This is a genomic window from Chthonobacter rhizosphaerae, from assembly GCF_013839525.1.
Lineage (GTDB): Bacteria > Pseudomonadota > Alphaproteobacteria > Rhizobiales > Pleomorphomonadaceae > Chthonobacter > Chthonobacter rhizosphaerae.
In genome coordinates, this window is sequence record NZ_JACDIS010000001.1 from 280,366 (window position 1) to 294,371 (window position 14,006).

12 protein-coding genes are annotated in these 14,006 nt (G+C 72.6%); 2 read left to right on the forward strand and 10 right to left on the reverse strand.

The features are described 5' to 3' along the window. Window positions 1–325: 325 nt before the first annotated feature. From mdoH to HND91_RS01285, 4 genes are all read right to left on the reverse strand, one after another. Window positions 326–2,527, reverse strand: coding sequence for a glucans biosynthesis glucosyltransferase MdoH (gene mdoH, locus HND91_RS01270; RefSeq protein ID WP_181704701.1), 2,202 nt, complete (start codon window positions 2,525–2,527; stop codon window positions 326–328). Further along, a complete protein-coding gene (locus HND91_RS01275; RefSeq protein ID WP_181704702.1) occupies window positions 2,515–4,098 on the reverse strand; it encodes a glucan biosynthesis protein in 1,584 nt (527 codons plus the stop codon). Before HND91_RS01275 ends, mdoH begins: the two co-directional genes overlap by 13 nt. 555 nt (window positions 4,099–4,653) lie before the next feature. Then, window positions 4,654–5,322, reverse strand: a complete 669-nt coding sequence (locus tag HND91_RS01280; RefSeq protein ID WP_246329238.1) for an exopolysaccharide biosynthesis protein — start codon at window positions 5,320–5,322, stop codon at window positions 4,654–4,656. A 192-nt stretch (window positions 5,323–5,514) separates the two neighbouring features. Continuing rightward, the gene (locus HND91_RS01285; protein ID WP_181704703.1) at window positions 5,515–6,333 is read right to left on the reverse strand and encodes a DeoR/GlpR family DNA-binding transcription regulator; all 819 of its coding nucleotides are present in this window, start codon (window positions 6,331–6,333) and stop codon (window positions 5,515–5,517) included. Between the two features lie 187 nt (window positions 6,334–6,520). On the opposite strand from HND91_RS01285, the gene HND91_RS01290 reads away from it, so the two are divergent. Beyond that, entirely contained in the window at window positions 6,521–7,288 is a 768-nt protein-coding gene (locus HND91_RS01290; RefSeq protein ID WP_181704704.1) for an SDR family NAD(P)-dependent oxidoreductase, read from the forward strand. Here HND91_RS01290 and HND91_RS01295 read toward each other — a convergent pair. From HND91_RS01295 to HND91_RS01315, 5 genes are all read right to left on the reverse strand, one after another. Continuing rightward, on the reverse strand, window positions 7,263–8,405 hold the full coding sequence (locus tag HND91_RS01295; protein WP_181704705.1) for an NAD(P)/FAD-dependent oxidoreductase: 1,143 nt from the start codon (window positions 8,403–8,405) through the stop codon (window positions 7,263–7,265). The two genes, HND91_RS01290 and HND91_RS01295, sit on opposite strands and share 26 nt — an antisense overlap. Further along, window positions 8,402–9,124, reverse strand: a complete 723-nt coding sequence (locus tag HND91_RS01300) for a methyltransferase domain-containing protein (RefSeq protein ID WP_181704706.1) — start codon at window positions 9,122–9,124, stop codon at window positions 8,402–8,404. Before HND91_RS01300 ends, HND91_RS01295 begins: the two co-directional genes overlap by 4 nt. Next, entirely contained in the window at window positions 9,121–10,194 is a 1,074-nt protein-coding gene (locus HND91_RS01305; RefSeq protein ID WP_181704707.1) for a type III polyketide synthase, read from the reverse strand. The genes HND91_RS01300 and HND91_RS01305 overlap by 4 nt, the downstream gene beginning before the upstream one ends. Continuing rightward, entirely contained in the window at window positions 10,191–12,389 is a 2,199-nt protein-coding gene (gene malQ, locus HND91_RS01310; protein WP_181704708.1) for a 4-alpha-glucanotransferase, read from the reverse strand. The genes HND91_RS01305 and malQ overlap by 4 nt, the downstream gene beginning before the upstream one ends. Window positions 12,390–12,471: 82 nt before the next feature. After that, complete coding sequence (locus tag HND91_RS01315) at window positions 12,472–12,960, reverse strand: YciE/YciF ferroxidase family protein (protein WP_181704709.1); 489 nt, start codon at window positions 12,958–12,960, stop codon at window positions 12,472–12,474. A 183-nt stretch (window positions 12,961–13,143) separates the two neighbouring features. On the opposite strand from HND91_RS01315, the gene HND91_RS01320 reads away from it, so the two are divergent. After that, window positions 13,144–13,590, forward strand: coding sequence for a response regulator (locus HND91_RS01320; protein WP_181704710.1), 447 nt, complete (start codon window positions 13,144–13,146; stop codon window positions 13,588–13,590). Between the two features lie 160 nt (window positions 13,591–13,750). On the opposite strand, the gene HND91_RS01325 is transcribed toward HND91_RS01320, so the two are convergent. Then, the gene (locus HND91_RS01325; protein WP_181704711.1) at window positions 13,751–13,945 is read right to left on the reverse strand and encodes a hypothetical protein; all 195 of its coding nucleotides are present in this window, start codon (window positions 13,943–13,945) and stop codon (window positions 13,751–13,753) included. Between the last annotated feature and the right edge of the window lie 61 nt (window positions 13,946–14,006).

Below are 14,006 nucleotides of genomic sequence, written 5' to 3' on the forward strand. Positions count from 1 at the left end.
TGAACGGAACGCTGACCCAGCCTGAGCTGAATCCTTTTAGTAGATGAGTTTGTGCCCGAACAGACGGCATGCCCCGCCCTGCGGCGAAAGGGCCGACCTGAAAGTCGTATTGCCCTGCAGGAAGATCGCGGAACGTGCGGAGGGACGGCGCGCCGGGCGCGTCGGCCCGCATGTCTGGTCTGCAGAATCCGGGACCGTCGGCCTGTCGGGGCGCGGTCGGCGCGATCATCGGGCGCGGCCGCCGGCCGGCGCGGTCCGGCCACCCTCTTCACCGCCGGAGCTCTCCTCGCCGGAGCGGTCCGTCAGGGTTCACCGGCCGCGGCGCCTACTCCGCCGCGGCTTCGGAGCGCCGCACCGGCAGGCGCGCCAGCGCCTCCACCAGCTTCGGCGTCGCGATCAGGGTGGAGCGCTCCTTGGTGTCCATGAAGGACACCGCCTCCTCCGCCGTCTCGGCCTCGGCGATCTTGGCCGCCACCAGGGCGGAGATCGGGTCCACCTTGCCGCGCGGCCGCTCGGGCAGCTTGTCCACCAGGGACAGGTGCGCGCGCCGCCAGGCCGGGTCGCTGACGAGCCGCACGATATCCGGCGTCCGGTCCAGCGCCGCCTCGTAGGCCGGCCGCGCGCTCGCCATCAGGTGGCGGATCTCCGGCGGGTTCGTCTCCTCCGGCGTCTTCAGGAAGCCGATCCGCTTGACGGCCCGGCCGATCGCCGCCGAACCGGTCATGGCCGAGATCGGCACCGCCAGGAAGAGGCCCGTCACGGCCGGCGCCAGCCAGGCGAGCAGCACCCAGCTGTCCGCCAGCGCCGCCGCCGCGAGCGCGACGCCGGAGATCATGTGCCAGCGGTGCCGGTGGATCAGCTCGCGCAGCGGCAGGCCGCCGTCGTCGCGCCGCTGCGGCTTCCAGCCCGCGTCCCGGCGCATCAGGATCTCCGAGATGGCGCCGGTCTGGATCAGCATCATGATCGGCGCGATCAGGGCCGAGACGATCACCTCGAACACGAAGCTGCCGAGAAGGCCGAGGACGCCGCCGGAGGCCTTGCGGGCCTTGCCGTCCAGCATGAAGGCGATCAGCCCCATGATCTTCGGCCCGAACAGCACGCCCATGGTGAGCCCGAAGAGGGCGAGCGCGCGCTCCGGGTCGATCCGCGGCCAGGACGGGAACAGCTGGAACTCGTCCTTGAAGTATTCCGGCCGGATGAAGTGCGCCTGCAGGGCGAGCGCGAGGCCGGCGAGGATCAGCAGCAGCCACAGCGGCGAGGCCGCGTAGGACATGATGCCGGTCAGGAGGTGCATCCGGCTCACCCAGTGCAGCCCCTTGGCGCCGATCACCTTGGCGTGCTGCAGGTTGCCCTGGCACCAGCGCCGGTCGCGGACGGCGAGGTCGATCAGCGACGGCGGGCTCTCCTCGAACGAGCCGCTGAGGTCGTCGGCGATGATCACCGTCCAGCCGGCCCGTCGGATGAGCGCCGCCTCCACGAAGTCGTGGCTGAGGATGTGGCCGCCGAACGGCGGCTTGCCCGGCAGGTCCGGCAGGCCCGCGGCCGACATGAAGGCCTCGGTCCGGATGATGGCGTTGTGGCCCCAGAAGTTGCCTTCCTTCTGCACCCACCAGGACAGGCCGGTGCCGACCACGGGCCCGTAGACACGGCCGGCGAACTGCTGCAGGCGCGCCACCACGGTGGTGCCGTTGACCAGCATCGGGATGGTCTGGATCAGGCCCGCGTCCGGGTCCGCCTCCATCCGCCGGGCGAGCTCCACGATGGTGCGGGCGTCCATCAGGCTGTCGGCGTCGAGCACCAGCAGGTGGTCGTAGCTGCGGCCCCAGCGGCGGCAGAAGTCGGCCACGTTGCCGGCCTTCTTGGCCACGTTGTTGCGCCGGCGGCGGTAGTGGATCCGCGCCTTGTCGCCCAGCCGCTGGCGGGCGGCGAGCAGCGCCGCCTCCTCCTGGAGGGCGATCTCCGGGTCCGTCGTGTCGGCCAGGACGAACCAGTCGAACGCGTGGCCCTGGCCGAGATCGTGCACCGACACCGCCATCGCCTCGATGGCGGCGAAGATGCGCGACGGATCCTCGTTGTAGGTCGGCATCAGCATGGCGGTCCGCCGCGCCAGCGGCGCGGCCGGCGCCTCCGGCCGGCCGGCGAGGCGCCGGGACACCAGCGTGGCGAAGCCCGCCAGGGAGGCGACGAACGAGATGGCGATCCACGCGAAGGTGACGGCGAACAACGCCAGCACCACCGCCTCCACCGGCGTCAGGTCGCCGATGGAGAGCACGCCGTACATCTCCGACACCGCGTAGGCGATGAGGGCCAGCGATCCGCCCATCACCAGCAGGCGCTTCAGCCGGCTCGACCGGGACGCCGGGCTGACGAGGGCGCGCCTCGCCCGGCGGTCGAAGGTCGACAGGCTCTGCGCTGGCATCGCGCCGGGCGTTTCCGGCGGCATGGCGGCGGTCACGGTCGCGGTCGGGGCCGCGGACGTCGGGGCGCTGTCGGCCGGTTCGGCCACGAGGCTGATCACGCGGTCCATCGGTACACCCAGGTTTCGGCCGGCGCGCCCGTCTCGAAGGTCAGGTTGGCGCGCAGCTCGATCAGCGGTTCGTTCTGCGGGTCCAGCTGAAACGACAGCCGGAGCCCGCCGATGGTCGGGTTGTCGTGGATCACCACGTTGCGGATCGTGCCCTTGGAGGCGCTCACGGTCGCCTTCGGGGCGCCGAGGGTGCCCCGGTCGACGCCGGGCACGAACGTGTAGTCGATCACGAACAGCCGCTCGGGGGTCGGCTGGCCGATGTCCGCCCGCCCGGACCGGGTCGCGTGGATCACCGCCGAGCCGAGGCCCATGGCCGGATCGCCGCCCCAGGCGAGCCGGTAGGCGTAGAAATATTCCGAGCCGGCCGGGATCCGGTCCTGCGGCGACCAGAAGGCCACGATGTTGTCGTGGATCTCCGCGTTGGTCGGGATCTCCACCAGCGTCACCGCGCCCGCGCCCCAGTCGCCCACCGGCTCCACGAAGAGGCTCGGCCGCCGCTCGTAGCCGGCCTCCAGGTCCTGGTAGCTGTTGAAGTCCCGGTCCCGCTGGATCAGGCCGAAGCCGCGCGGGCTTCGGTCCACGAAGGCGGAGATCTGCAGGTCCTTCGGGTTGGCGAGCGGCCGCCACAGGCGCTCGCCGCGCCCGGTGATCATCAGGAGGCCGTCGCTGTCGTGCACCTCCGGCCGGAAGTCGTCCACGTTCTGTCGGCCGTTGGACGAGAAGAAGAACATGGAGGTGCCGGGCGCGAGGCCGATCCGCTCCAGGTCCACCCGGGGGAAGAGCTGCGCCTCCACGTCCATCAGCGTCGGGATGCCGGGCCGGACCGTGAACCGGAAGGCGCCGGTGGTGGACGGGCTGTCCAGAAGCGCGTGGATCACGCAGGTCTCGCTGCCGGCGACCGGGGTCTCCACCCAGAAGGCCCGGAACATGGGGAATTCCTCCCCCTCCGGGTCGCCGGTCTTGATGGCGAGCGCCCGCGCCGAGAGGCCGTAGATCTGCCCCCGGCCGAGGGAGCGGAAGTAGCTCGCCCCCTGGAACACCACCACCTCGTCATAATAGTCGGGCCGGTTGATCGGCCCGTGCAGGCGGATGCCCGAGAAGCCGATGTCCTCGGTCGGCACCGGCTGGGGCACCAGCGGCCCCATGTTGAACATGGTCGGGTCGTAGGCGAGGTGCTTCGCCTCGCCGTTCTCCACGATCGCCACCTCCACCGGCTCCTTGTAGTAGAAGCCCCGGTGGAACAGCTGCATCTGGAACGGCAGCCCCGTGTTGGCCCAGATGCCCCGGTCCGGCTTGAAGCGGATGTCCCGGTACTGGTCGTAGGTCAGTTGCGCCAGCACCTCCGGCAGGGAGGCGTCCAGCGGCTGGAACGGCGCCTTGGCCAGGCTTCGGGCTGCCTCGGCCACCGTGGAGCGGGTGAAGCGGCCCGTGACGGCGAAGTTCGCCTGCACGGCGGCCTGGGCGAGAGCCGGTTCGACCCCGGCCGCCAACAGGACGGTGGCGAGCGCGGACGCGGCGGTCTTGAGCACGTCGCGACGGTTGGGGTCGCTTGTTCCGAAATTGAGATCCACAGGGGCTCCACTCGACCAGAGATACGCCGCGGTCCGGCGGGTGGAGCACGTGCGGGGAGAGCCGGCGATCGGCCGTCAGACCCGGGACGCGTTCCGCCAGTCGGACCACGAATTCGCTGCGACGCAACATGTTTTCGCGCCGGCATCCGCCGTCCGGCCCGCCGATCGCCCGTCAGGTCTCGACATGCGGAGCCGGCCCGCGCCATGGCCCCGCGCGAGACCGACCGACGATGTCGGCCGGAGGCGGGGCACGGCTTGGAAGACCGGAACGAAATGACGGGACCGAGAAGACCGGGGGGATGCGGCGAAACGATGACGGTAGCTGTTTGAAATCATAATGAAGTTTGCGCCGGAACGGAATAGGCGAGCGCAGCCTTGGCCGTCGATGCCGCACGAGCGCGCGCAGCCGCACGGCGGCGTGCGGCCGGCAGGGCGGTACCCGACGTGGCGCTTCTCACTGGACATGGCGAGCCAACGCTCAAGGCGGGGCGTTGTTCCGCGCCCCGAAAAGAACCCGTTCATGATGCGGGTGCGAAGACAAGGCGCGGATTCTGCTCAGAAAACCGCCTCGCCCACGAAGAGGGCAGCCTTCGTCAGCGCGTAGAGGACGCCGCCCACGAGGACGAGCGAGGCCGACGACGACACGAGGCCGAGGAGCGCCGTCAGGCCGTCCCGCTCCAGGACGGCGATCGACAGAAGGCAGATCGAGAAGGCCGGCAGCATGTTGCCGAGGGGGATCGGCAGCACCAGGATCAACGAAAGGACGAGACAGAGCACGCCGATCACCCGGGCGAACGGGCCGCGCACCAGCCGCACCAGCCTCGGCCGGGACAGCCGCTCCGCCCGCTGCAGCCAGGGCAGCATGGAGCTGACGAGGCTGCCGAACGTGTCGCGCGGGATCGACCGGTCGGCGATCACCGGCGGCAGCCAGGGCCGGCGCCAGCCGAGCGCCAGCTGGGCGGCGAGGAAGATCAGCGGGATGCCGAGCACCGTGGAGGTTCCGGGCGGCGTCGGGATGGCGTTCGGCAGGGCGAACACGATGAGAAGTGCCCCGAAGGCCCGGTTCTGCATGCCTTCGAGGAGCGTCCCGATCGAGATACGGTCGCGCGCCGGATCGTTCGCCAGCGCCACGAGAATGTCCGACAGCCGCCGCCGGCCGCGGCGGCCGTCCTCGCGCGGCGGCCGCCGGCGCAAGAGGGCCCGCAGACTTTCAACCATACCCATCCGCACCAGGATCCCGCGTTCGGACGTCTCGCCCCACCGGACGTCCCATCCCACGAACCGGACCCTAGCAGGGCTTCGTGTCCGTATCATGAGGAGACCTCGCCGAATTTGAGGGCAGGGTCAACGGCCGGTTGGCGCCGTCCGCCTCCAGCGGCCCCTCGGCCGCCCCTCCCGGCCGGCGCCGGCCGGCGGTCAGCCGGCGCCGACGCCCGTCGCGTCGCCCGCCGCGCGGTCCGCCACCGCGCCTTCGTCCCTCAGCGCCTCCACGAGCCGCACGTCCGCCTCCGCGAGCAGGCGGCGCACCCGCTCGCTCGGGCACACGTCGGTCACGAACGTGTCCACCTGGTCCACGGTGCCGATCCGGACCGGGGCGGTGCGGTCGAATTTGGTGCTGTCGGTGACGAGGATCACGTGGCGGGCGTTGGCCATGATAGCCTGGGCCACCTTCACCTCGCGGAAGTCGTAGTCGAGCAGCGAGCCGTCCTCGTCGATGGCCGACGTGCCCACGATGGCGAAGTCCACCTTGAACTGGCGGATGAAGTCCACCGCCGCCTCGCCCACGATGCCGCCGTCCGACCGGCGCACCACGCCGCCGGCGATTACCACCTCGATCTTCGGGTAGGACCGCATGATGTTGGCGACGTTGATGTTGTTGGTGATCACCATCAGGCCGGTGTGCTGCAGCAGCGCCTGCGCGACCGCCTCCGTGGTGGTGCCGATGTTGATGAAGAGCGAGGCGTCGTTCGGGATCATCTCCGCGGCCGCCTTGGCGATCGCCGCCTTCTCCCGCGAGGCGATCTGCCGGCGGGCGTCGTAGCCCACGTTCTCCACCCCGGACGCCAGGATCGCGCCGCCGTGCACCCGGGCGAGCAGGCGCTGCTCGCAGAGCTCGTTCAGGTCCTTGCGGATCGTCTGGGGCGTGACGTCGAAGCGGCTGGCGAGGTCGTCCACCGTCACCCGCCCGATCTGCTTGGCGAGATCCAGGATGGCGTGCTGGCGCGCGAGTAGCATGATGTTCGATCGCCCTTCGGATTGGGTTCGCTTGGCCCGGAGGAGACGAAATCTAACGCACTTTCGCGAAGGGCGCATCCGCCGCCGATGGCCGCGTCCCCGGCCGCGGGAAACGGCGCGGTCTGGACAGGACCGACCGTTTCGGAGGATCCATGGGGTCCGATCCACCTGTTCAGGACCTGTTTCCATGCCGTCTCGCGCCTTCTATCCGGACCTTGCCGCCGCGTCCGTCTTCGTCACCGGCGGCGGCAGCGGCATCGGGGCGGCGCTCACCCGCGCCTTCGCGGCCCAGACGGCGCGCGTCGCCTTCGTGGACATCGCCGAGGAGGAGAGCCGCGCGCTCGTGGACGCGGTCGCGGCGGAGACGGGCGTCGCGCCCCTCTTCATCCCGTGCGACATCCGCGACGTGCCCGCCCTCCAGGCGGCGGTCCGCCGGGCCGGCGAGGTCCATGGCGACGTCGGCGTCCTTCTCAACAACGCCGCCAACGACCAGCGCCACCGGGTGGAGGACGTCACCCGCGCCTACTGGGACGACCGCATGGCCATCAACCAGCGGCCGATGATGTTCGCCGCCCAGGCGGTCCTGCCCATGATGAAGCGGCTCGGCGGCGGCTCCATCGTGAACTTCGGCTCGATCTCCTGGAAGCTCGGCAACGGCGGCATGCCCGCCTACACCATGGCGAAGGCCGCCGTGCACGGTCTCACCCGCGGCCTTGCCCGCGACTTCGGCCCGTTCGGCATCCGCGTCAACACCCTCCTGCCCGGCTGGGTCATGACCGAGCGCCAGAAGGCCCTCTGGCTGACGCCCGAAGCGGAGGCCGAGATGCTGAAGGGCCAGTGCCTGAAGATCCGCATCGAGCCCGACCAGGTGGCCGACCTCGCGCTCTTCCTCGCCTCCGAGGCCTCCTCGGCCTGCACGGCCCAGGAGTTCACCGTGGACGCGGGCTGGAGCTGAGCGCCCCCGTCGGCCGGTCGCGCGCCACCCGGGTCGCCGCCGCGACGCCGGCGAGGATCACGGGCGCCGCCCGCACCGCCATGGACGCGGCCGCCAGCGCCGCCGGCCGGTCGAGGAGCGCCGCCACCACGCCCGCCCGGCGCACCGGCGCACGGGTCCGCTCCGCGAGCGCCGCCTGGAAGTCCGCCGCGTTGCCGCCGGCCAGGAAGGCCTCCGCGGCGAGTCGCGCGCTCACGAGCGCGATCGCCATGCCGTCGCCCGTGAAGGACGGGATCACCGCCGCCTGGTCGCCGAGCCACCACACCGGCCCGTCCGTCCGCGTCCGCACGAAGCCGTAGGGCACGCGCGCGATCGCGAGCGGCTTGTCGGACAGCGGCGCCGCCCCGTCGAGCCGGGCGGCGAGGAGCGGCGATTCGGCCAGGAGGTCCGGCACCAGCGCGTCGAACCGCCCGCCGGCCGCGTGCAGGCGGCTCCGGTCCACCAGGAAGCAGAGGTTGAGGTCGCCGGTCCCGATCGGCTGGATGCCCGCGTAGCCGCCCCGGAAGGGCGCCACGTCCACCCGGTCCGCCGCGAGCCCGTCGAGGCCCCGGCCGCCCCGGTAGGCCATCTTGAAGCCGACGAGGTCGTTGCCGCCGGGCGGTCGCGGCCGGCCCGGCAGGTCGTGCTTGCCGGTCGCCACGAACACCGCGCGCGCCCGCACCACCTCGCCGTCGTCGAGCCGCACCGCCGCCCCGTCCGCCGACGTCACCAGGGCGCGCGCCGCACGGCCGCGCGTCACGGTCGCGCCCGCGTCCGCCGCCGCCTGGAGCAGCGCCTCGTCGAGCACGCGCCGGCTGAGGCTCGCGGCCGGAAACGGCAGGCGCGCCGCCACCAGCCGCCGGCCGGCCGCGAACCCGACCCGGCCGATCGGCACCGCGCCGAGGCGGCCCGGATCGAGCCCCAGCGCCTCCAGGGCCGCCATCGCCTCGCCGCTGAGGAAGGCCCCGCAGACCTTGTCGTGCGCCGCCGCCTGCTTCTCCACCAGCCGCACGCGACGGCCCGCCCGGGCGAGCCGGATCGCCGCCGCCGGTCCGGCGAGCCCGCCGCCGATCACCGCCACGTCCACCGGTCCGGTCATTTCACCCGCCCGAGACAGAGCCTGTAGGGCAGCCACCACTCGATCGAAACGCCCCGCGCCGCCAGTCCCGCCGCCACCAGCAGGCGCGACCAGTCCTCCCGCCGGAAGCCGCGGGCGATCGACAGCGGCCCGTCGTGGCGCACGAACCGGTGCCAGCGCGCCGCCGTCGCGATCGCCCGGAAGCCGTGGTAGGCGACCGGGTCCCGGTGGAGGTCGTTGACGAACCAGCCGAGCGCGGCCTCTTCCTCCATCCATTCCAGGAAGCGCACCAGCGCCGCGTCGTCCAGGTGGTGGGTGAAGAGCGCCGAGATCACCAGGTCCGGCGGATGGTCCGGCCGGAAGGCGAACGCGTCGCCGGTCACGAACCGCACCGGCAGGTCGTCCGGCGTCGCCTCCCGGGCCGCGCGGGTGGACCACGGGTTGAGGTCCACGCCCGTGAGCGCCACCGGGATCCCCCGCCGCCCCGCCCAGAGGGCGATCGCCCGCAGCGTGTCCCCGTAGCCGCTGCCCACGTCGAGCACCCGCAGCGGCCGGCCCTCGGGCAGCCGCCCGTCGCCGACGAACCGCTCCAGGAAGCTCAGGGTCGGCCGGTAGCCGAACGAGATCCGGTTGACGCTGGACAGGTCCTTGAGGCAGTCCCGGAAGTCCTCGAACGGCACCGTCTCGGTGTCCATCAGCTCCTGCAGCGTCGAGCGCCGGTCGATCCGGAACGCCGTCATGGCCCGCCCACCAGGCGGAAGCGCATGGTCTCGGCGGTCAGCCCCGGCCCGAACGCCATGGCGAGCCCCGGCCCCTCGCGGCCCGCCGCCATCATGCGGGCGAGCACGAACAGGATGGTGGCCGAGCTCATGTTGCCGAACTCCCGCAGCACCGCCCGGGAGGCGCCGAGCGCCTGGGCCGGCAGCCGGAACGCGGCCTCCACCGCGTCGAGCACCGACCGCCCGCCCGGATGCACGGCCCAGTGCTCGATCGGCGCGTCGGCGTTCTCGGTGAACCGGCCGGAGCGGGTCTCCAGGGCGCCGCGCAGCGCCCCCGGCACCTTGCCGGACAGCACCATGTCGAAGCCCGCGTCGCGCACCGACCAGGTGATCAGGCCCGGGTCCTCGGAGACCAGGATGGTCTGGAAGGCGTCGAGCGCCAGCCCGTGCGGCTCGCCGCTCACCAGGGCCGCCGCCGCGCCGTCGCCGAACACCAGGAAGGAGAGCACCTGCTCCAGGTCGGCGCTTTCCTGGAGGTGCAGCGTGCAGAGCTCCACCGACACCACCAGCACCCGCGCGGACGGCTCCGACCGCACCACGTGCCGGGCGAGCCGCAGCGCGTTCATGGCCGCGTGGCAGCCCATGAAGCCCACCACCGTCCGCTCGATGTCCGGCCGCAGTCCCAGCCGGTCGACGAGCAGCAGGTCCAGCCCCGGCGCCATGAAGCCCGTGCAGGTCACCACGATCAGGTGGGTCACCTCGCTCTCGCGGCCCTCAAGGTCCAGCGCCCGCACGGCCTCCTCCGCCAGCGCCGGCGCGGTCTCCTCGTAGCGGATCATGCGCGCGCCGGTGGACGGGAAGGCGCCCGGGCGGAAGAAGTCGCCGTCGTCCACGCTCGCGCCCGCCGCCCGGCTCGGGTTCGGCCGCAGCGCCGACCAGCGGTGCTCGATCTGGCCGCGTTCCGCCATGCGGCGGAACAGGGCCCGGTCCCGGTTGGTCGCCAGCATCCGCTCGGCGAAGGCGATGAAGGTCTGGTGGACGTCGTGGGGCGGCACCGCATGGCCCACCCGGTTCAGATAGGCAGCCGTCATCCGCTCTCCGTTTCCCGGCCGGACGCGTCCGGTCCGCCGGCCCGGGCGGCGTCGCCGTCGGCCCGCTCCGCCATCAGCCTGGCGATGTGGGCGAAGGCCCCGGACGTCGCCAGCCGTTCCACCGTCTCGGCGTACTTGCGACGCCAGTTCGGCGTCTCCCTGTCGGTCGCCGGAATGTTCACCTGGTCCTTCTCGCCGGTGATGTCGTCGAGCTGAACCACCGCGAGCGCCGAGGTGGTCAGCGACAGGTGCCGGTGGGCGGCGTCGACGAAGCTTTCCACCCGGATCGGCCCCTCGGTGGCCAGCAGCTTCTCCCGGTGGAGAAGGGTGGCGAGCTCGCGCCGCTCCCGGTCGCGCAGCTCCCGCTGGCGCGTCGCCTCCGCCTCGTCCGGATAGAGGCCGAGCGCGTCCTTGGCCTGCACGTCGCGGGCCTGCCACCAGCCCTTCAGGGTGGCGAGGTCGTGGCTCGCCGCCACCGCCACGGACAGCACCGGATAGGCGCCGGTCGGCGCGAAGCCGCCGGTCTCCTCGTCCTTCTCGAACGCCAGCACCCGGTAGGAGAGCACCTGCGCGTCCGCCATCCTGTCGCGGAAGCCCTCCGGCACCGTGCCGAGGTCCTCGCCGACCACAAGGCACCGGTTGCGCGCGCTTTCCAACGCCAGGACGCCGAGAAGGTCGTCCACCGGATAGCCAAGGTAGGCGCCCTCCCGCGGGCTCGATCCCTTCGGAATGCAGTAGAGGTGCTGCAGCCCCATCACGTGGTCGATCCGAAGGCCGCCCGCGTGGCGCATGTTCGCCCGCACCAGGTCGATGAAGCTCCTGTAGCCCTCCTCGCGCAGCCGGCGCGGGTGGAAGGGCGGCAGGCCCCAGCTCTGGCCGGCCGGGTTGAAGAGGTCCGGCGGCGCGCCCACCTCCACGCCGTCCAGCACCGCCGCGGCGTTGGCCCAGGTCTCCGCGCCGGCGAGGTCCGCCCCCACGGCGAGGTCCCGGTAGAGGCCGATCGCCATGCCGCCGGCCCGCGCCGCGTCGGCCGCCATCGCCAGCTGGCCGTCCGCCACCCACTGGGTCCAGGCGAAGAAGTCCACCGCGTCGCGGTGCTCCTCGGCGAAGCGGCGCACCTCGGCCGAACCCGGGTCGCGAAACGGCTCCGGCCACCGGTGCCAGTCGGGATTGTCCTCCTCGCGGGCGAAATGGTCGCGAAGGGCCAGGAACAGCGCGGCCCGCTCGAACCGATCGCCCCGCTCCGCCCGGAAGCGCTCGAAGGCCATCGCCCGGTCCGGGTCGGACGCGCGCCGGAAGGCCTGATGGCAGCGGCGCAGCGCCTCCAGCTTCAGATCCGCGACCGCCGTGTAGTCCACCAGCGGCGTCGCCCGGGCGGCGGCGATCCGGTCCGTCACCGCGTCGGAGCCGATCCAGGCCGCCACGTCCGGGTCCGCCGCCTCGGGGAGGAGCGGCACCGCGATGTTGAGGATGTTGAGGAGGAGCCGGCTCGCCGGCGAATAGGGCGAGGCGTCCTCCGGAGCGTCCATGAACTGGGCGTGCAGCGGGTTCAGGCCCACCACCGCGCAGCCCTCGTCCGCGAGCGCCTCCACCAGGAGCACCAGGTCGGCGTAGTCGCCGATGCCCCAGTTGGCTTCGGACTTCAGGAGATAGAGCTGGACGGACACGCCCCAGAGCCGGCGCCCCTCGGTCAGGCCCTCCGGCAGCCAGCAGGCGCCGGGCGTGACCACGAGCGTCGCCTCGGTCGCGGTCCCGTCCGCCTGAAGGTCGAGCCGGTGATAGCCGAACGGCAGGTCGCCGAGGTCGAGCGCGCCGCCGTCCACCGCGCCCTCCCGCTCGGCGCCGTCCTCGGCCACCGCCCGCCAGCGGCCGGCGACCGGCCGCGACAGGCTGATCCGCACGCGCCCGTCCGCCGGGCGCGCCACGATCACCGGCGGCAGCAACCGGCCGGCCGCCTCCTCCTCCAGCCGGGCGAGGGCGCCGGCGACGTCGGAGAGGTCCACGCCCATGGCGGCGAGGAGCGCCCGCCGGATCTCGTCCGAGGTCTCCACCGTGGCGCCGTTGGCGTCCACGAAGGACGGCTCGATGCCGTAGGCGTCCGCGAGCCGCGCGAGGGCGTCGCCCTCCGCGCCGGGGCCGCCGGCGGCCTCCATCGATGCCGCGTCGGCCGCCGTCACGTCCGCCATGGGGTCCATCAAGCCTCTCCTCCGCCGTCAGGTCGTTCCGCCGTCAGGGTCATCGCGATCAGGCGGCGCCCGCCGTCAGGCGTTTCCGCCGTCACGCGGCCTTGGGGTTCACCACGTCCTCGGCGAGTTCCGACAGGAGGTCGTCGGTGGACTCCTCCTCCGCCAGCGTCTCGGCGAAGAGGTCCGCCGCCTCGTCCTGGCCGAGCTGGATGGCCCAGGCCCGGAGCGTGCCGTAGCGGGCGATCTCGTAGTGCTCCACCGCCTGCGCGGCGGCGATCAGGCCCGCGTCCCGGGCGGCGCCCGCCGGGAAGGCGGCGACCACTTCGTCGGCCTCCTTGGCGAGGCCCTCCAGCGCATGGCACTTCTCGCCCGAAGGCTTCTCGTCCATCAGCTCGAACACCCGCTCCAGGCGCTTCAGCTGCTGGGCGGTCTCCTTGGCGTGGGCGTCGAACGCCTCCTTGAGGGCCTTGTCGCCCGCCGCCTTGGAGAGGGTCGGCAAATGCTTCAGGATCGCATTCTCGGCGTAGTAGACATCCTTCAGCGTGTGCAGGAAGATCGCCTGAAGAGACTGTTCGGCCATGGGTCTTCTCCTTCTTGGAGCGGTTACGACCCTCAACCGGCCGACGCCCGGATCGTTCCTGCGCCGTCCCGGCCCGGAGGCGGGCTCCGTCCGGTCGGGCGCCTGCCTGCCGGCCGGGAACAAAGGGTCGCCGTTCGGCGTTCGACCCATCGGTCGAGGGTCCTCGACCGGGAGGCCACGCTCTTGGACGCCATCACAAAAACGAAACCGGCCCACGCCATCCCCATGGAGGGCTTCGGCCTGGCCAGCCGCGGCTCGCCCCGGCAGGCGCCGCCGCTCGCCACCATCCTGCTCGTGGACGACGATCCGCTCGTCCGCGACGTCACCTCCGCCATGCTGGAACACCACGGCTACGCGGTCCTGGAAGCCGCCTGCGGCCGCGACGCGCTCGCCGTGATCGAGCGCGGCGAACCGGTGGACATGCTGCTCGTGGATTTCCAGATGCCCGGCATGAACGGCGTCGCCGTCGCCGAGGCCGTCACCCGCGCCCGGCCGGACATGCCGGTGCTGTTCCTGACCGGCTACGGCCAGGCCGCCGAACTCAACGGCGTCAAGGCCGACAGCATCGTGGAGAAACCGGTGCGCGACGCCGATCTGGCGCGGCGCGTCCGCGCGAGCCTCGCCGCCTGAGGCGGCGCCCCGGCTCGCGCCCGTCTTCGAAAACGACCGCCGCCGCCCGGACCACCGGGCGGCCGCCTCTCGTCGCGTGCCGCCGCCCGCGGTCTTTTCCGCGCTCCTGAGGCCGATCAGGCCCATGAAGCCCATCAGCCCCGGCCGCCGCCCGCGTTTGTCAGCCGCTGTTGGAATCCTGGTCCGCGGTCCCGTCCGCCGGCGGCAGCGCGCCGGTCCCGGGTGTCTTGTCCGGGTCGATCAGGGTCGGGTCCGCGTGCGGGCCGGCCGGCTCGCGGCCGGGTTCGGGCGGCCCCTTCCGGTTCCGGTCGTCTCCGGGTCCCCGTTCGGTCGTCGTCTTCGGTTCGTCCGCCATGGCCTGCCCAGCGTCTGGAGGTCCGCCGGCCCTCGAGGGCCGGCGCCGTCCGGGCGCGTCG

Bases quoted from the DNA above. Each gene is read 5' to 3' on its own strand.
- mdoH (WP_181704701.1), bottom strand. From the start codon at position 2,527: ATGGACCGCGTGATCAGCCTCGTGGCCGAACCGGCCGACAGCGCCCCG.
- HND91_RS01280 (WP_246329238.1), bottom strand. From the start codon at position 5,322: ATGGGTATGGTTGAAAGTCTGCGGGCCCTCTTGCGCCGGCGGCCGCCG.
- HND91_RS01285 (WP_181704703.1), bottom strand. From the start codon at position 6,333: ATGCTACTCGCGCGCCAGCACGCCATCCTGGATCTCGCCAAGCAGATC.
- HND91_RS01290 (WP_181704704.1), top strand. From the start codon at position 6,521: ATGCCGTCTCGCGCCTTCTATCCGGACCTTGCCGCCGCGTCCGTCTTC.
- HND91_RS01295 (WP_181704705.1), bottom strand. From the start codon at position 8,405: ATGACCGGACCGGTGGACGTGGCGGTGATCGGCGGCGGGCTCGCCGGA.
- HND91_RS01300 (WP_181704706.1), bottom strand. From the start codon at position 9,124: ATGACGGCGTTCCGGATCGACCGGCGCTCGACGCTGCAGGAGCTGATG.
- HND91_RS01305 (WP_181704707.1), bottom strand. From the start codon at position 10,194: ATGACGGCTGCCTATCTGAACCGGGTGGGCCATGCGGTGCCGCCCCAC.
- malQ (WP_181704708.1), bottom strand. From the start codon at position 12,389: ATGGACCCCATGGCGGACGTGACGGCGGCCGACGCGGCATCGATGGAG.
- HND91_RS01315 (WP_181704709.1), bottom strand. From the start codon at position 12,960: ATGGCCGAACAGTCTCTTCAGGCGATCTTCCTGCACACGCTGAAGGAT.
- HND91_RS01325 (WP_181704711.1), bottom strand. From the start codon at position 13,945: ATGGCGGACGAACCGAAGACGACGACCGAACGGGGACCCGGAGACGAC.